The organism is Mycolicibacterium austroafricanum (genome assembly GCF_902705885.1).
GTDB classification, from domain to species: domain Bacteria; phylum Actinomycetota; class Actinomycetes; order Mycobacteriales; family Mycobacteriaceae; genus Mycobacterium; species Mycobacterium vanbaalenii_A.
In genome coordinates this window covers 1-14,752 of record NZ_CACSIP010000006.1, presented here as the reverse complement: position 1 = coordinate 14,752, position 14,752 = coordinate 1, and the positions used below count along the sequence as shown (strand labels likewise).

At 67.3% G+C, this 14,752-nt stretch carries 17 protein-coding genes; 5 read left to right on the top strand and 12 right to left on the bottom strand.

Annotated elements, in window-relative coordinates; translation table 11 throughout:
* Window positions 1-54: 54 nt before the first annotated feature.
* Complete coding sequence (locus BEMPMBAN_RS05535; protein ID WP_159229398.1) at window positions 55-714, top strand: response regulator transcription factor; 660 nt, start codon at window positions 55-57, stop codon at window positions 712-714.
* Here the strand turns inward: BEMPMBAN_RS05535 and BEMPMBAN_RS05530 are convergent.
* From BEMPMBAN_RS05530 to thyX, 3 genes are all read right to left on the bottom strand, one after another.
* Complete coding sequence (locus tag BEMPMBAN_RS05530; protein ID WP_159229397.1) at window positions 711-2,387, bottom strand: ribonuclease J; 1,677 nt, start codon at window positions 2,385-2,387, stop codon at window positions 711-713. The two genes, BEMPMBAN_RS05535 and BEMPMBAN_RS05530, sit on opposite strands and share 4 nt — an antisense overlap.
* Window positions 2,387-3,235, bottom strand: coding sequence for a 4-hydroxy-tetrahydrodipicolinate synthase (gene dapA, locus BEMPMBAN_RS05525; RefSeq protein WP_234897313.1), 849 nt, complete (start codon window positions 3,233-3,235; stop codon window positions 2,387-2,389). The genes BEMPMBAN_RS05530 and dapA overlap by 1 nt, the downstream gene beginning before the upstream one ends.
* A gap of 104 nt (window positions 3,236-3,339) precedes the next feature.
* Window positions 3,340-4,104, bottom strand: a complete 765-nt coding sequence (gene thyX / locus BEMPMBAN_RS05520) for an FAD-dependent thymidylate synthase (protein WP_159229395.1) — start codon at window positions 4,102-4,104, stop codon at window positions 3,340-3,342.
* A gap of 120 nt (window positions 4,105-4,224) precedes the next feature.
* Here thyX and BEMPMBAN_RS05515 point away from each other — a divergent pair, with 120 nt between their 5' ends.
* From BEMPMBAN_RS05515 to BEMPMBAN_RS05505, 3 genes are read left to right on the top strand one after another with little or no spacing between them, the layout of a single operon-like run.
* Window positions 4,225-5,697, top strand: coding sequence for an FAD-dependent monooxygenase (locus BEMPMBAN_RS05515; protein ID WP_159229394.1), 1,473 nt, complete (start codon window positions 4,225-4,227; stop codon window positions 5,695-5,697).
* Window positions 5,697-6,284 carry an acyl-CoA-like ligand-binding transcription factor gene (locus BEMPMBAN_RS05510; RefSeq protein ID WP_159229393.1) on the top strand — a complete coding sequence of 196 codons (588 nt, stop codon included), beginning with the start codon at window positions 5,697-5,699 and terminating at the stop codon, window positions 6,282-6,284. Before BEMPMBAN_RS05515 ends, BEMPMBAN_RS05510 begins: the two co-directional genes overlap by 1 nt.
* A 24-nt stretch (window positions 6,285-6,308) precedes the next feature.
* On the top strand, window positions 6,309-6,893 hold the full coding sequence (locus tag BEMPMBAN_RS05505; protein WP_159229392.1) for a tRNA-specific adenosine deaminase: 585 nt from the start codon (window positions 6,309-6,311) through the stop codon (window positions 6,891-6,893).
* Here the strand turns inward: BEMPMBAN_RS05505 and BEMPMBAN_RS05500 are convergent.
* Genes BEMPMBAN_RS05500 through BEMPMBAN_RS05480 form a run of 5 tightly spaced genes read right to left on the bottom strand, consistent with a single transcriptional unit; the run spans window position 6,890 to window position 11,622 of the window.
* The gene (locus tag BEMPMBAN_RS05500) at window positions 6,890-8,032 is read right to left on the bottom strand and encodes a GGDEF domain-containing protein (RefSeq protein ID WP_234897307.1); all 1,143 of its coding nucleotides are present in this window, start codon (window positions 8,030-8,032) and stop codon (window positions 6,890-6,892) included. The genes BEMPMBAN_RS05505 and BEMPMBAN_RS05500 overlap by 4 nt on opposite strands.
* Before the next feature lie 56 nt (window positions 8,033-8,088).
* Window positions 8,089-8,997: a haloalkane dehalogenase gene (locus BEMPMBAN_RS05495; protein ID WP_159229391.1), complete on the bottom strand. Its 909-nt coding sequence runs from the start codon at window positions 8,995-8,997 to the stop codon at window positions 8,089-8,091.
* 28 nt (window positions 8,998-9,025) lie between these two features.
* Window positions 9,026-10,261: a winged helix-turn-helix domain-containing protein gene (locus BEMPMBAN_RS05490; RefSeq protein WP_159229390.1), complete on the bottom strand. Its 1,236-nt coding sequence runs from the start codon at window positions 10,259-10,261 to the stop codon at window positions 9,026-9,028.
* Between the two features lie 43 nt (window positions 10,262-10,304).
* Window positions 10,305-10,799 carry a dihydrofolate reductase gene (locus tag BEMPMBAN_RS05485; RefSeq protein WP_159229389.1) on the bottom strand — a complete coding sequence of 165 codons (495 nt, stop codon included), beginning with the start codon at window positions 10,797-10,799 and terminating at the stop codon, window positions 10,305-10,307.
* A gap of 22 nt (window positions 10,800-10,821) precedes the next feature.
* The gene (locus tag BEMPMBAN_RS05480; protein ID WP_159229388.1) at window positions 10,822-11,622 is read right to left on the bottom strand and encodes a thymidylate synthase; all 801 of its coding nucleotides are present in this window, start codon (window positions 11,620-11,622) and stop codon (window positions 10,822-10,824) included.
* 42 nt (window positions 11,623-11,664) lie between these two features.
* Between BEMPMBAN_RS05480 and BEMPMBAN_RS05475 the strand changes: the two genes are divergently transcribed.
* On the top strand, window positions 11,665-12,405 hold the full coding sequence (locus tag BEMPMBAN_RS05475; RefSeq protein ID WP_159229387.1) for a dienelactone hydrolase family protein: 741 nt from the start codon (window positions 11,665-11,667) through the stop codon (window positions 12,403-12,405).
* 28 nt (window positions 12,406-12,433) lie between these two features.
* Here the strand turns inward: BEMPMBAN_RS05475 and BEMPMBAN_RS05470 are convergent, their stop codons facing one another.
* The 4 genes from BEMPMBAN_RS05470 to dapB are packed head-to-tail and all read right to left on the bottom strand — an operon-like array spanning window position 12,434 to window position 14,570.
* Complete coding sequence (locus tag BEMPMBAN_RS05470) at window positions 12,434-12,910, bottom strand: hypothetical protein (RefSeq protein WP_159229386.1); 477 nt, start codon at window positions 12,908-12,910, stop codon at window positions 12,434-12,436.
* A 12-nt stretch (window positions 12,911-12,922) separates the two neighbouring features.
* Window positions 12,923-13,378: a flavodoxin family protein gene (locus tag BEMPMBAN_RS05465; RefSeq protein WP_159229385.1), complete on the bottom strand. Its 456-nt coding sequence runs from the start codon at window positions 13,376-13,378 to the stop codon at window positions 12,923-12,925.
* On the bottom strand, window positions 13,375-13,836 hold the full coding sequence (locus tag BEMPMBAN_RS05460; protein ID WP_159229384.1) for a tetratricopeptide repeat protein: 462 nt from the start codon (window positions 13,834-13,836) through the stop codon (window positions 13,375-13,377). Before BEMPMBAN_RS05460 ends, BEMPMBAN_RS05465 begins: the two co-directional genes overlap by 4 nt.
* On the bottom strand, window positions 13,833-14,570 hold the full coding sequence (gene dapB, locus BEMPMBAN_RS05455; RefSeq protein ID WP_159229383.1) for a 4-hydroxy-tetrahydrodipicolinate reductase: 738 nt from the start codon (window positions 14,568-14,570) through the stop codon (window positions 13,833-13,835). The genes BEMPMBAN_RS05460 and dapB overlap by 4 nt, the downstream gene beginning before the upstream one ends.
* Window positions 14,571-14,752: the final 182 nt, after the last annotated feature.

The following is a 14,752-nucleotide window of genomic DNA, read 5'->3' as shown; positions in this document are numbered from 1 at the left end:
GACGATCCTGGAATCGACGGGGAAACCGGCGTTGCCGGGGAGTGGGGGATCACGATGGCCACGATACTGATCGCCGAGAGCGACCCTCGAGTTCTCTCGGTGATCCGGAAAGGGCTTGTCGCTCAGGGATTCTCGGTGCGGGTGGCAACGGAAGGCAGGACGGCCTACACCGATGCCCGCAGCGGGAGCTTCGACCTGATGGTGCTCGCCGCCGACCTGCCGGGACGCAGCGGTTTCGAGATCGTGCGCCGGTTGCGCGCCGAGGGCCGCTCACTTCCGGTCGTGATGCTCACCTCACGAACAGACGTCGCCGCCACGGCGGCGACGCTGCACGCCGGGGCCGATGCCTATGTCGGCAAGCCGTTCCGGTTGGAGGAACTGCTCAGCCAGGTGCGGCGGCGGTTGGCTCCCCCGCGATCGGTTGATCACCCGATGCTCACCTTTGGCGACCTGCGGCTCGACCTGAAAACGCGACGAGCCCAGATCGGCGACTACGTCGTCGACCTGTCGGTACGCGAATGCGCACTGGCCGAGATGTTCCTGCGCCATCCCGGAGAGGTCCTGACGCGCGAACGGATCCGCCGGCAGGTGTGGGGTGCCGACAACGCCCGCTCCAACGTGGTGGACGTCTACATCCGTTATCTGCGAGGCAAGCTGGGCCCGGACTGGTTCGTCGCGCTGCGGGGCATCGGTTACCGGCTCAAGGTGGCTTAGATCTCGATGACCGTCGGCACAATCATCGGCTGCCGTCGGTAGGTCTCCCCCACCCACTTGCCGACAGCGCGGCGGACCGCCTGTGCGATCCGGGGCGGGTCGGTGATGTCCTGCGAGGCCAGGTTGCCGAGCTCGGCCTCGACCTTGCGCATCGCGGGTTCCAGCGCCTTGGGGTCTTCGGAGAAACCTCTCGACGTCAGGTGCGCCGGACCGGCGGGCTTTCCGGTGCCACGGTGCACGACGACCGTCACCGCGATGAAACCCGAGGACAGGATCAGCCTCTCCCCCAGGGTGGCATCGCCGACATCTCCGGTGACCAGTCCGTCGACGAAGACCTTGCCCACGGGCACCGCCCCGGCGATGCTCACCCTGCCGGCCACCAGGTCGACGCTGACCCCGTTCTCGGCCAGCACGATGTTGTCCTCCGGCACCCCGGCGCGGGCGGCCAGAGCCGCGTTCGCACGCAGCATCCGCCAGGTGCCGTGCACGGGCATCACGTTGCGCGGCCGAACGCCGTTGTAGAGGAACAAGAGTTCTCCGGCATACGCATGTCCCGAAACATGTACGCGGGCATGCTGATTGGTGACGACGCGAGCACCGATCTTCGCCAGCGCATCCATCACCCCGAAGACCGCCTCCTCGTTGCCCGGGATCAGCGACGACGACAGGATGATCAGATCCCCGGCGGTCAGGGTGATGCTGCGGTGCTCCCCGCGTGACATCCGCGACAGCGCGGCCATCGGCTCACCCTGCGTGCCCGTCGTGATGAGCACCACCCGGTCGGCCGGCATCATCTCCGCGGCGGCGATGTCGAGGACATCGTCGTCGGCGACCCTGATGTAGCCGAGTTCGCGGGCGATGCCCATGTTGCGCACCATCGATCGGCCGACGAAGGCCACTCGCCGCCCCAAAGCCACCGCGGCGTCGATGATCTGTTGCACCCGATCGACATTCGAGGCGAAGCACGCCACGATCACCCGGCCTTCGGCACCGCGGATCAGGCGGTGCAACGCCGGACCGACCTCGCTCTCCGAGGGCCCGACACCGGGGATCTCCGAGTTCGTGGAATCACAGAGAAACAGATCCACCCCGGCGTCACCGAGTCGCGACATCCCGGGCAGGTCCGTCGGCCTGCCGTCGAGCGGAAGCTGATCGAGTTTGATGTCGCCGGTGTGCAACACCGTGCCCGCGCCGGTGTGGATTCCGATCGCCAGACATCCGGGAACAGAGTGGTTGACCGCGAAGTACTGGCACTCGAACACGCCGTGGGTGGAGCGTTGCCCCTCGGCCACCTCGACGAACACCGGTTTGATGCGGTGTTCGCGGCATTTCGCGCCGATCAGGGCGAGCGTGAACTTCGAACCGACCACCGGGATGTCGGGCCGCAGCTTGAGCAGGAACGGGATCGCGCCGATGTGGTCTTCGTGCGCGTGTGTCACCACCAGCGCTTCCACGTCGTCGAGCCGGTGCTCGATGTGGCGGATATCAGGCAGAATCAGGTCGACGCCGGGTTCGTCGTGATTGGGGAACAACACTCCGCAGTCGACGATCAGTAACCGTCCCAGATGCTCGAAAACGGTCATGTTGCGGCCGATTTCGTTGATGCCACCCAGCGCGGTCACCCGTAGACCATCCGCAGCCAACGGCCCCGGCGCAGCGAGCTCGGTGTCCACTACTGCAACACCGCCGCGGCACGCATGTCGAGCGCCAGCGCTTCGATCTGCTGGTCGTCGGCGGGCATCTGGGGCAGGCGCGGCTCACCGGCTTCGAATCCCTGCAGCCGCAGGCCCGCCTTCGACATCGTGACCCCGCCCAGCCTCGTCTGGGCGGCGTTGAGCGGCCCGAGCGTGAGGCAGATCTTTCGTGCGGTGACAATATCGCCAGAGGTGAAGGCCGACAACATCTCTCGCAGCTGACTGGCCGCGAGGTGTCCCCACACGCTGATGAAGCCGACCGCGCCCATCGCCAACCAGGGCAGGTTCAGCGCGTCGTCACCGGAGTAGTAGGCCAGCCCGGTCTCGGCCATGATCTGAGCTGCGCCGTGCATATCTCCTTTGGCATCCTTGATCGCGACGATGTTGGGATGCTCGGCCAGGGTGCGCATGGTGGCCCAGTCGATCGGCACCACGGAGCGCATCGGGATGTCGTAGAGGATCATCGGCAGTTCGGTCGCATCGGCGACCGTGGTGAAATGCGCGATCAGGCCCGACTGGGGCGGGCGCGAATAGTACGGCGTGACCACGAGCAGGCCATGTGCGCCTTCGTCGGCGTACGCCTTCGCGAGGTGGACGCTGTGCGCGGTGTCGTAGGTGCCGGCCCCCGCGATGATCCGCGCACGGTCGCCGACGGCGTCGAGTACGGCGCGCAGCAGCGCGACCTTCTCGTCGTCGGTGGTGGTGGGCGACTCCCCGGTGGTGCCGGACACCACCAGCCCGTCACAGCCGGCGTCGACCAACCGGGTGGCCAGCCGGGCAGCGGCGTCGGTGTCCAGCGAACCGTCGGGCTTGAACGGAGTGGCCATCGCGGTCAACAGGGTGCCCAAACGGGCGGTGGCGTCGAATCCGCTGGTGCTCACGGGCGCAAGATTACCTCCTCGGCTCGCCGCGTCACGACTGCATAGTCGGCTCAGACCTCGGTTGCCAACGGGCTGGTCGCGACCTCTGTGCCGTCGGCGAGCACCGTGATCTCGAAGTCGGAGAAGACCTGGGGGGCGACGCCGACGAGCTGGCGCAGGCACTCGATCGCCAACCTCCGGATCTCCACGTCGGCGTGCTCGCTGGCCCGCATCGCGATGAAGTGCCGCCACGCCCGGTAGTTGCCGGTGACGACGATGCGCGTCTCGGTGGCGTTGGGCAGTACGGCGCGGGCCGCCTGGCGGGCCTGCTTGCGCCGCAGCACCGCCGCACCGCCGGCGGGATGGTCACCGATCAGCTTGGCTTCGAGGCGGCTGAGCAGCTCGGTGTAGGCAGCGCGGCCGGCGTCGGCCGCGGCGGTGAAGATCTCCTCCAGCTCCGGATCGTTCTCGATCCCCGGTGGGGCCACCACCTGCGACTCGTGCTCGGGCACAAACCGCTGGGACAGCTGCGAGTACGAGAAGTGCCGGTGCCGGATCAACTCGTGGGTGCAGGATCGCGAGATGCCGGTGACGTAGAACGACACCGATGCGTGTTCGAGCACCGAGAAGTGCCCGACGTCGATGATGTGCCGTATGTAGGCCGCATTGGTGGCGGTGCGCGGATTGGGCTTCGACCAGCTCTGATAACACGCGCGGCCGGCGAACTCCACCAGCGCGGCGCCGCCGCCGGCGTCGGTGTCCCACGGCACGTCCGGGGGTGCCGAGAACTCCGTCTTGGCGATCAGCTGCACACGCAGCGGCGCGAGCTCGGCCACGGGGACAACCCTATCCGGCGACCGCGCCGGTCCGCGGTCCCGCACCGGAAACACCGAAAACGCTGGACAAGTAGGTGTTAGTGACTAACATGTTAGGAACTAACACACAGGAGGTCAGGGGTGCGCACCGACGTCGTCATCGTGGGGGCCGGTCCCACGGGCCTGACCCTGGCCTGCGCCCTGCGATCCGCCGGGATTGCGGTGCGGGTGCTCGACCAGGCGCCGCAGGCCACCCTGACCTCGCGGGCGCTGGGACTGCAACCCCGCGGCGTCGAAGTCCTCGACCGACTCGGCGCGCTCGACACCGTCCACGCTCGAGGGCTGCCGATTCGCCGGGTCACCATCACCGTCGAAGGCCGTGACCTCGCCAGTTTTCCGGTCGGACTGTCCACCCGTCTCGGCGGCCCCCGGGCGCTGATGATCTCGCAGGCCGATATCGAAAGCGCGTTGCGCGGTCGCCTCACCACGCTGGGGACGGCTGTCGAATGGGGCCGGCGGGTTCGGGGGGTGAGCCCCTCACCCGGCGGCGCGACCGTGCACCTCGAGGACGGCTCCGACGTGGACGCCTCCTGGGTGGTCGGCGCCGACGGCGCCCACAGCGTGATCCGAACGTCGGTGGGCGTGGGGTTTCCCGGGGTGCCGATCATCGAACGTTTCCTGCTCGCCGACGTTCGCGCCGACCTCGACCTCCCCCGTGACGGCGTGCAGACATGGATGCGACGCAACCGCATGCTGGCCGCATTCCCGCTGCCCGGCGGCGATCTCTGGCGACTGATGGCGTTGGCGCCGGACGGTCTCGAGAATCCCGCAGAGCACCAGATCGTGGAGTTCCTGACCGGTCTGCTCGCCGACGAATCCGGCGGGACGGTGCGCTCGGCGGAATGGACGTCCGCCTTCCGCATCCACCGCAGGCTTGCCGACACCTACCGGCGCGGCCGGGTGTTGCTCGCGGGAGACGCGGCCCACATCCACAGCCCATTCGGGGGCCAGGGCATGAACACCGGGATGGGCGACGCGGAGAATCTCGCATTCAAACTGGCCCTTGTCATCTCGGGTCGCGCCGATGACCGCCTGCTCGAAACCTATGCCGCCGAGCGGCGACCCGTCGCCGAGGACGTCCTCGCCTCGACGAGCGGGATGACCCGGATCATGTTGGGGCACAGTCACCTGGCGCGACTGCTGCGCGACCGGATCGTCGTGCCGTTGTTGAATCGTCCCCGCGTGCAGCAGTTGCTCACCGACAAGAGTTCGCAGTTGCAGGTCTCCTATCGGCGCGGCCCACTGGGATCCGGGCGTGGCGGTCTGCGGCCGGGCTGCCGTCCGGGCGATCGGGTGCGCGACCGCGAGTGTGAGACCAGCGACGGTAATCCCGTGCGGCTCTATCAGGTACTCGGTCCGGGTTGGGCAATATTGGGCGACGGCGCTCTCGCCGACGTGGCGAGGGCTCGTCTGGGCGACGTGGCGTCGCTACAGGGACGAAAGGACACCCTCCTGATCAGACCGGACGGACACCTGGCGTGGCGCGGCACCGGTCGCGCAGCACTCGAGGCATGGCTGGACGCGGCGCTCGGCGAGCAGGTGCGGATGCGGTGATGGAGACGACCTGGCACGCCCGCAAGAAGGCGCAGACCCGGCGCGCCATCCAGGACCATGCGCTTGCGCTGTTCGCCGAGAAGGGCTTCGACGCAACCACTGTCGACGAGATCGCCGCCGCGGCGGGCGTCTCACACATGACGTTCTTCCGGCACTTCCCGCAGAAGGAAGCAGTGGTCGAGTACGACGAGTACGACCCGCTGCTCGAGGAGTTCATCGCGACCCGACCATCGGAGGAACCGCCGCTGGTCGCCGTCGGGGCCGCACTGCGGGAAGGGCTGCGCGTGATCTTGGCGACCGACCGGGACGCGCTGCTGATCCGGACGCGCCTGGTGCTCGGCACCCCGGCATTACGAAGCCGAAACCTGTTGGCTCAGGAACAGACTCGGGACCTCATCGCGCGGGCACTCGCCCGCCGAGCGGGCCTTTCCGCCCCCGACTACGCCGTCACCGTGCAGGCCGCCGCCGTGTTGGGCGCGATGACCGTGGCGATCTCGGCGTGGGCGGCCGGGGATGACGAGGATCTCGTCGTCCTGTTCGACCGGGCGTTCGCCGTGCTCCAGGACGGTTTCGTCGGCGGCGGATGACGACGCCACGCGTTAGGGTTTCCCATGGCCTCCGCGCTCACCTCCCGACTGCTCGATGTCATCGAACATGACGTCCTTCCGCTCACCGAGCACGCCGTGGCCGACGGCAACAAAGTGTTCGGCGCGGCGTTGCTGCACAAATCGGATCTGTCCCTGGTCATTGCCGGCGCCAACGACGAAACCGCCAATCCGCTCTGGCACGGCGAGATCAACACGCTGCGGCGGTTCTATGAGTTACCCGAGCCGCCCTCGACCCGGGACCTGGTGTTCCTCACCACCCATGAACCCTGCACGTTGTGCATGTCGGCCATCACCTGGGCGGGTTTCGACAACTACTACTACTTCTACAGTCACGAGGATTCCCGCGACACCTTCGCGATCCCCCACGACCTCGTGATCCTCAAAGAGGTGTTCGGTCTGGATCCCGGCGGTTACCGCCGCACCAACGACTTCTGGACCGCGTACGCGATCGGCGACCTGATCGACGAGGAACCCGAGCCGTCACGCACCCGACTGCGTGGGCAGCGCGATCTGATCCGCAGCCGCTACGACGCGCTGTCGATGCGGTATCAGAAAGCCAAGGCCGACAACAGCATCCCGCTGAGTTAAGGGCATTCGGCGCCGGCCTGATCAAGGTGCCGGTGCTGTGACCGATCACCTCCGGCACGTTTTGACCGATACATCGCCTCATCAGCCACCTGGATCAGCTGGTCGACGAATTGCGGGTCGGTGGTCCAGACGTCCTGAGGCACCGCCGCGCTGCAGGTGCCGAGGCTGGCGGTGATCCGGAAGGGCATCGCGGCGATGCCGGCGCGGATGCGTTCGGCGGTGACAGCATGATCGGTGGCGGTGGCGGTATCGGCGATGACAAACTCCTCGCCGCCGAGTCGGCCGAGAACCGCATCTGGACCACAGTTCTCCTGGAGCACCACCCCGACCGTGATCAGCGCCTGATCACCGACGGCGTGCCCCTTCGTGTCGTTGAGCTTCTTGAAGTCGTCGAGGTCGACCATCGTGACGTTCAGACGCATGCCTGCCGAACCCTGTACTGCCAGCACGAGCTCGTGCACGGCGTTGTAGAAGGAGCGCCGGTTGAGCAGTCCGGTCAGCGCATCGCGGTCGGAGTTCCTCAGGTCGATGCGCAGGGTGTGCACCACCGAGTAGATCCCGAACGGCACCCCGATGTTGAGACCGATGACGAGAAGAAATGACGCGGCGACCAACAGGCCGTCGCTGGTGTCGAGGAACATCCTGGTGGCGGTGATGCCGGCGCAGGCCATGGCCACCACAAAATTCGCGAGCACATGGGCCAGTGCGTGAAAGTAGGCCAGGAATCCACCGATGGCCGCGAAGACCGTGCATCCCATCAGTCCGCCGTACGGGTCCGGTATCACCAGGCAGCCCGCGGCAATGCATCCGGAGCAGACCACGTTGTAGATCAGCGACTGGGTGCGGGAGGGCCAGCGCAACAGCCACAGCGTCGACACCGCGAACGCGGATCCCGCGGCGGCGATCGCGAACCCCCTCCGCAGAGCGGTGTCCGGACCGGCAGGACTGGCCAGCAGCAGGAGGGGCACCGCACCCAGGAACACGGTGAAGACAAAGACCGCAAGACGCCACCGCACCTGCAGCCCGCGCTCACGCAGATAAATCGTGAACCAGTCGAACTGGTCGGTCTGCCACCAGCCCATCAGCAACCCCGTCCGATCATGCAGACTCCTGACCGGCGCGCATCCACGTCCGCGCATCCACACCGAAGTGTGCCCGCCGACAACCCGTCCGTCATCCCGGAGACCTGCGTCGCCTATCGCGGATTGGTGCGGACGAAATCCACCACGACTTCGGCGAGCTCGCGGCCCTTGTCCTCCTGCAGGAAGTGACCGGCCTGCTCGATCGTCACCACCGGCTGACCCGCAGCTCCCGGGATGAGCTCGCGCAACATCGGTGCGGCGTCGCGGGTGATCGGGTCGGAGTCGGAGAACGCACACAGGAAGGGCCGGTCGAAGCTGCGCAGTGACTCCCAGGCGGATCGGTTCGCCGCGGAGGCGGGATCGTCAGGGCTGGTCGGTACCAGCATCGGGAAGTGTCGTGCGCCGGCCTTGTAGGAATCGTCGGGGAACGGCGCGTCGTAGGCCGCCATCACCTCTGCCGACACGGTCGACACGCACGCGTTGTTGATGATCTTGCCGACGGGGAACTCCGGGCTCTCCTGGCTGAACCGTCGCCAGGCGAGGAACGCCTCGCCCGGAGGCTGATCACCCGTGGGCAGCACGGTGTTGGCGGCCACCACCCTGGCGAACCGGTCCGGATGCTCGCCCACCAGGCGTAAGCCGATCAGCCCGCCCCAGTCCTGGCAGACCAACGTGATGTCGGTCAGACCGATGGCTTGGATGGCCGCCCACGTCCAGTCCACGTGGGCCTGGTAGGTGTAGCTCTCCCGGAGGGTCGGTTTGTCGCTGCGGCCGAACCCGACGAGGTCGATCGCGACAGCGCGTAAACCGGCGTCGACGAGGACCGGGACCATCTTCCGGTACAGGTAACTCCAGGACGGCTCGCCGTGGAGCAACAACACCACCTCCCCATCGGGTGGTCCCTCGTCGAGGTAATGCATCCGCAACCGGTTGAGGTCCGCACCCAACTCGACATAGTGCGGCGCGAAGGGGAAATCCGGCAGGTTCGCGAACCGCTCATCGGGCGTGCGCAGAAAGTCCATGGCCACCATCCTTTCCGTAAACGCCCACCTATCCAAGACCGCGGCGCAACTCCGTGACGAGATCACCCCGCTCACCGACGCTGACGTCGTCGAGACCGAGCCAGCCGGCCATCGAGCGCAACTCCCCTGCCAGCGCCGCCGCCACCTGAGGATGCGGCTGCCCTTCCTCGGCGAACGCTCCGGCGACCTGGAGGGTGTTGGTGGTCCGGTCGGCTTTCAGATCGACCCGACCGACGAGTTGTCCGTCGACCAGGAACGGCCAGACGTAGTAGCCGAACTGACGTCTGGGCGCCGGTGTGTAGATCTCGATGCGGTAGTGGAATCCGAACAGCCGCTCGACCCGGGGGCGGAAGAAGATCAGCGGGTCGAACGGACACAGCAGTGCCGTCCCACGGTCTTTGCGCGGGAGGGTCTGACCGGCGCGCAGATACGCCGGCGCTGACCAGCCTGCGACGTCCACCCGCTCGATCTCCCCGGCGGCCAGCAGCTCCGCGATGGCGGGCTTGACCTGCCGGGCAGCGAGCCGGAAGTAGTCCCGCAGGTCGGCTTCGGTGCCGATGCCGAGTGCCGTGGCCGCCCGCAGCGTGAGCTCCCGGACGGCGTCGACCTCGTCGACCTGGCGTGCCACCACGTCGGCGGGCAGCACCCGCTCGGTCAGGTCGTAGTGCCGGGCGAACCCGACCCTGGTCGCCGTCGTCAACACCCCTGCCGACCACAGCGCCTCGGCCACCCACTTGGTGTCGCTGCGATCCCACCACGGCCCTTTGCGTCCGCGTGGTTCGGACTCGAGGTACGCCTCGATCTGACCGGCGGTCGACGGGCCGAGCGCTGCGACTGCAGCCACGATGTCGTCGGCGAGCCTGGCGTTCTTCTTGACGATCTCGGTGCCCCACCGGCCGTGCCGGTACTCGCGCATGCGCCAGCGCAGCAGCGGCCAGTCGTCGACCGACATCAGCGCCGCCTCGTGCGCCCAGTATTCGACCAGCAGCCGCGGCGAGCGCGCCGAGTGGCTCCACGCCGCCCGGTCCAGGATGTCGCGGTCGTAGGGACCGAGGCGACTGAACACCGGTGCATAGTGCGCGCGCACCGCCACCGACACCGAATCCAGCTGCAGCACCTGGATCCGGTCGGTCAGCCTGCGCAGATGCGCCCGAGTCACCGGGCCACCGGGCTTGGCTTCGGTGAATCCCTGCGCCGCCACGGCGATCCGGCGTGCCTGGGCCGCGGTCAGCGTCGCCGCGCGCGGGCGGGCAGAGGAGGCCATCACGTCATCGTCGCCTACCGCACCGACAAGTTGTCCGGCGCGGCTACGGCTCGGGGATACGCCGGTAGCTGTAGAACCGGTAGCGCAACCCCGAGGAACTGTCCTGCCAGGGCCCTTCGGTGCCGACCCAGGACTCGTCGAGGACCGGCGCGAGCGCGTCGTCGTCCTGCCTGTGAAGATCGAGGTCCACCTCGGTGATCTCACAGCGGGTCGCCAGCGGCAGCGCCAAGCCGTAGATCTGCGAACCGCCGATCACCCAGGCATCGTCGAGCGGAGCATCTTCGAGCGAGCCCACCACCTGCGCCCCGTCGGCCAGGTAGCCGGCTTGACGCGTCACCACGACGTTCTTGCGGCCGGGCAACGGGCGCACGCTGGCCGGCAGCGACTCCCAGGTCAGCCTGCCCATGATGACGGCGTGGCCCATGGTGAGTTCTTTGAAGCGGGTCAGATCCTCGGGCACCCGCCACGGAATCGTGTTGTTCCGGCCGATGACCCCGGAGCTGGACTGCGCCCAGATGAGGTTGAGGCTCACGGTCATGATCCGGACCTGCGAGCAGTCCTCATACGGCCACCGGCGCCTTGATCGCCGGGTGTGGGTCATAGTTCTTCACGACGATGTCGTCGTAGGTGTAGTCGAAAATTGAATCACGCTGCGCCAAGACAAGTTCCGGGTAGGGGCGCGGACTGCGCGACAGTTGCTCGGTGACCTGCTCGACATGGTTGTCGTAGATGTGACAATCTCCTCCGGTCCAGATGAACTCGCCGACCCCGAGGCCGGCCTGTGCGGCCATCATGTGGGTCAGCAGCGCGTAGCTGGCGATGTTGAACGGCACCCCCAGGAACAGGTCGGCGCTGCGCTGGTAGAGCTGGCAGCTCAGCCGCCCGTCGGCGACATAGAACTGGAAGAAGGCGTGGCACGGCGGCAACGCCATCTGCGGGATCTCGCCGACGTTCCACGCCGAGACGATGTTGCGTCGCGAGTCGGGATCAGCCCTCAGCAGTTCCAGCGCAGCGCTGATCTGGTCGATGTGCTCACCCGACGGCGTCGGCCAGGAGCGCCACTGCACGCCGTATACCGGACCGAGATCACCTGTGGGGGAAGCCCATTCGTCCCAGATCGTGACGCCGCGGTCCTGCAGCCACCGGACGTTGGAATCGCCGCGCAGGAACCACAGCAGCTCGTAGACGATCGACTTGGTGTGCACCTTCTTGGTGGTGATCAGCGGGAAACCGGCCCCCAGGTCGTAGCGCAGTTGATGGCCGAACAGGCTGCGGGTGCCGGTGCCGGTGCGGTCGGATTTCGGGATCCCGGTGTCAAGCACCAGGCGCAACAGATCCTCATACGGAGTGGCGATCGGCACGCGCTCAGCTTACGTGGCCCCGGGCGGAGTAGAACTACAACCATGCCGACGATCAACGACACAGTGACGACCACCGACGGCTCCTGCCCGGTCTCCCTGCACCTTCCCGACGGGGACGGGCCATGGCCCGGCGTCGTCATGTATCCCGACGCGGGCGGCGCCCGCCCCACCTTCCGCGCGATGGCCGACGAACTCGCCGGACACGGATACGCCGTGCTGGTGCCGGACGTGTATTACCGCGAAGGCGACTGGGCGCCGTTCAGCATGGCCACGGTGTTCGAGGACGAGGCCGAACGCGCCCGGTTGTTCACGATGATCTCGTCGGTGACCACCGAACGGGCAGTGGTCGACGCCACCGCGTTCTTCGACCATCTGGCGGCGCGGCCCGAGGTCAGCGGGACGTCGTTCGGAACCACCGGATACTGCATGGGCGGGCGGATCTCGTTGGTGGTCGCCGGTAGCGTTCCCGAGCGTGTCGCGGCGGCGATGTCGTTCCATGGTGGCGGACTGGTGGCCGACGACCCCGGCAGCCCGCACCTGCTCGCCGACCGGATACGGGCTGCGGTTTATGTGGGTGCCGCCCAGGACGACCGGTCGTTCACCGCCGAGGACGGCGCGACCCTGGACAAGGCGCTCACCGCCGCCGGGGTCGAGCACACGATCGAGTTCTATCCGGCGTTCCACGGGTTCGCCGTGCCGGACAACGCGCCCTACGACGAGGCGGCGGCGCGGCGCCACTGGGAAGCCGCGACAGCGTTTCTTGCTGCGCACCTGCCTCGGTGACAGCACCGGTGCTGCCGGTCCGGGCGGCTCAGGACGTCGATGAATGCGCGCCGGAGCCCCCGGGCAGCCTGCGCCGGAACGCGTTACGTACGTCGCGCACCACGTAGCCCGCGACAACAATGTTCAGGCCGATGAGCACGATGAACATCAGCGTCCAGTTGGATCGACTGTGCTCGACATGCCACCAGATGATCGTGAACAACACGGTGGCCAACAGCACCATCACATCGCGCCAGCCCCCGAGACCGGTATAGCTCGATGCCGCCTCGCGTAGCTGGCGGCTCTTGTCGGTCGCGTCGATGAGGCCATCGATTCGCTGATCGATGCTGCGCTGCAGTCTCGCGCGGCGCTCCTCCTGCTCCGGCGGGATGCGGGCGAGCAGATCGAGATCCTTGCTGATCAGGCCGCGGACGTCAGGCGGCTTGATGTTGCCCGCGGCCGCTCCGAGCAGCGCGCCGCCGGCGATCGGCGCAGCCCCGAGGGCGAGTTCGGCGATTCCGGGCATGTGTGACCTCCATCAGTCCGTGAGCACTGCCGCAAGAGTGCCACCCAGCTCGTAGGCGCGGTCCCGGACCGCCGCATCGACGGGCCCGGTGACCTCGAGCGGGTCGGCGGCCTTGGCCAGTTCCAGGCCGGTGGCCAATCGTTCGACGGAATTGACGGCACCGACGAGGTCGTTGTTGCCGTGCACCCACAGGCCGTAAGGCCGGCCCGCCACGTGGTCGAGGCTCGGATAGTAGACCGTGTCGAAGAAATGTTTCAGCGCACCCGACATGTACCCGAAGTTCGCGGTGGTGCCGAACAGATATCCGTCCGACTCGAGCATGTCCGGCACCGTGGCGGCGAGCGCCGGCCGGACCCGGACGTCGACACCGTCGATCTCGGGGTCGTTCGCCCCGGCCAGTACCGCCTCGAGGAGTTCGCGGGTGCCCGGGGACGGCGTGTGGTGCACGATCAGCAGCGTCTTGGTCACGATGCCTCCATCTGCACAGCCTTCTTCATCGCCTCCCGGGCGCGGGTGCGATCACCGGCATAGTCGTACGCGCGTGCCAATCGATACCAGCGCCGCCAGTTGTCGGGGTCGGATTCCAGTTCATCGCGCACCGTCGCGAACAGTGCGTCTGCGGCATCGCGCCGGATGCGGCCGGACGGCATCCGGGGCAGCTCGCTGACATCGAGCTCCATGCCCTGTTCTCGCGCCAGTCGTCCCAGCCGCTGGTGTGCCAGCCCGGCCCGCAACGTCGCCACCATCACCCAGCTGCCGATGGCCGGAAGGATCAGGATCGCCACGCCCAATCCGATTGCCGCAGGACGCCCGGAGGAGATGAACACCAGCGCGGCACGGCCCAGCATCACGAAGTACACGATGAGCGCCACGCACATGAACGCGATCAACAGCTGGATGCGTAGCGCACGCGCTCCATCGCTCATGTCAGATCGAGCAGGGGCTCGAGACCCACCGTCAGCCCCGGGAACTCACGGATCTTCCGCACGGCCAACAGCACTCCCGGCACGAAGGAGGTGCGATCCATGCTGTCGTGCCTGATCGTCAACGTCTCACCCAGCGTTCCGAACAGCACCTCCTGATGCGCGACCAACCCGGCGAGGCGTACGGAGTGGACCGGGATGCCGTCGACATCGGCCCCGCGGGCGCCGTCCAAACCGGTACTGGTGGCATCGGGGTTGGGCGGCAGCCCTTTTCGCGCTGCGGCGATGAGCCGTGCGGTGCGGGCCGCTGTCCCGGACGGGGCGTCGGCCTTGTGAGGATGATGCAGTTCGATGACTTCCACGGATTCGAAGAACCGCGCCGCCTGCTGCGCGAAGTGCATCGACAGCACCGCACCGATCGCGAAGTTCGGCGCGATCAGCACCGACACCTCCGGCGTGGCCGTCAACCAGCCCTTCACCTCGTCGATGCGCTCGTCGGTGAAGCCGGTGGTGCCGACGACAGCGTGGATTCCGTTGTCGATGAGGAACTTCAGGTTGTCCATCACCACACTGGGGTGGGTGAAATCGATGACCACCTCGGTGCCGGCATCCACCAGCGTTGACAGCGGTTGACCGGCGTCCACGCCCGCGGAGAAAGTCAGATCGTCCGCATCCTGAACCGCCTGCACCATGGTGGCGCCGACTTTGCCCTGAGCGCCCAGTACTCCGACTCGCATGGGGTAACCCTAACGTGCGCGCCGGGCCCAGGCGGCCGCCCTCACATCGGTCACTGAATTCACTTGTGCCACTTGCGTTTCTTGTCGGACCCTCGTACGAGTGTTCGATGTATGGGTGAGGTGTCCGGCGCGGTCGAGGTGATCAGGTCGCAGCTTGCGGTCCTCCAGGATGCCGCCGGGGG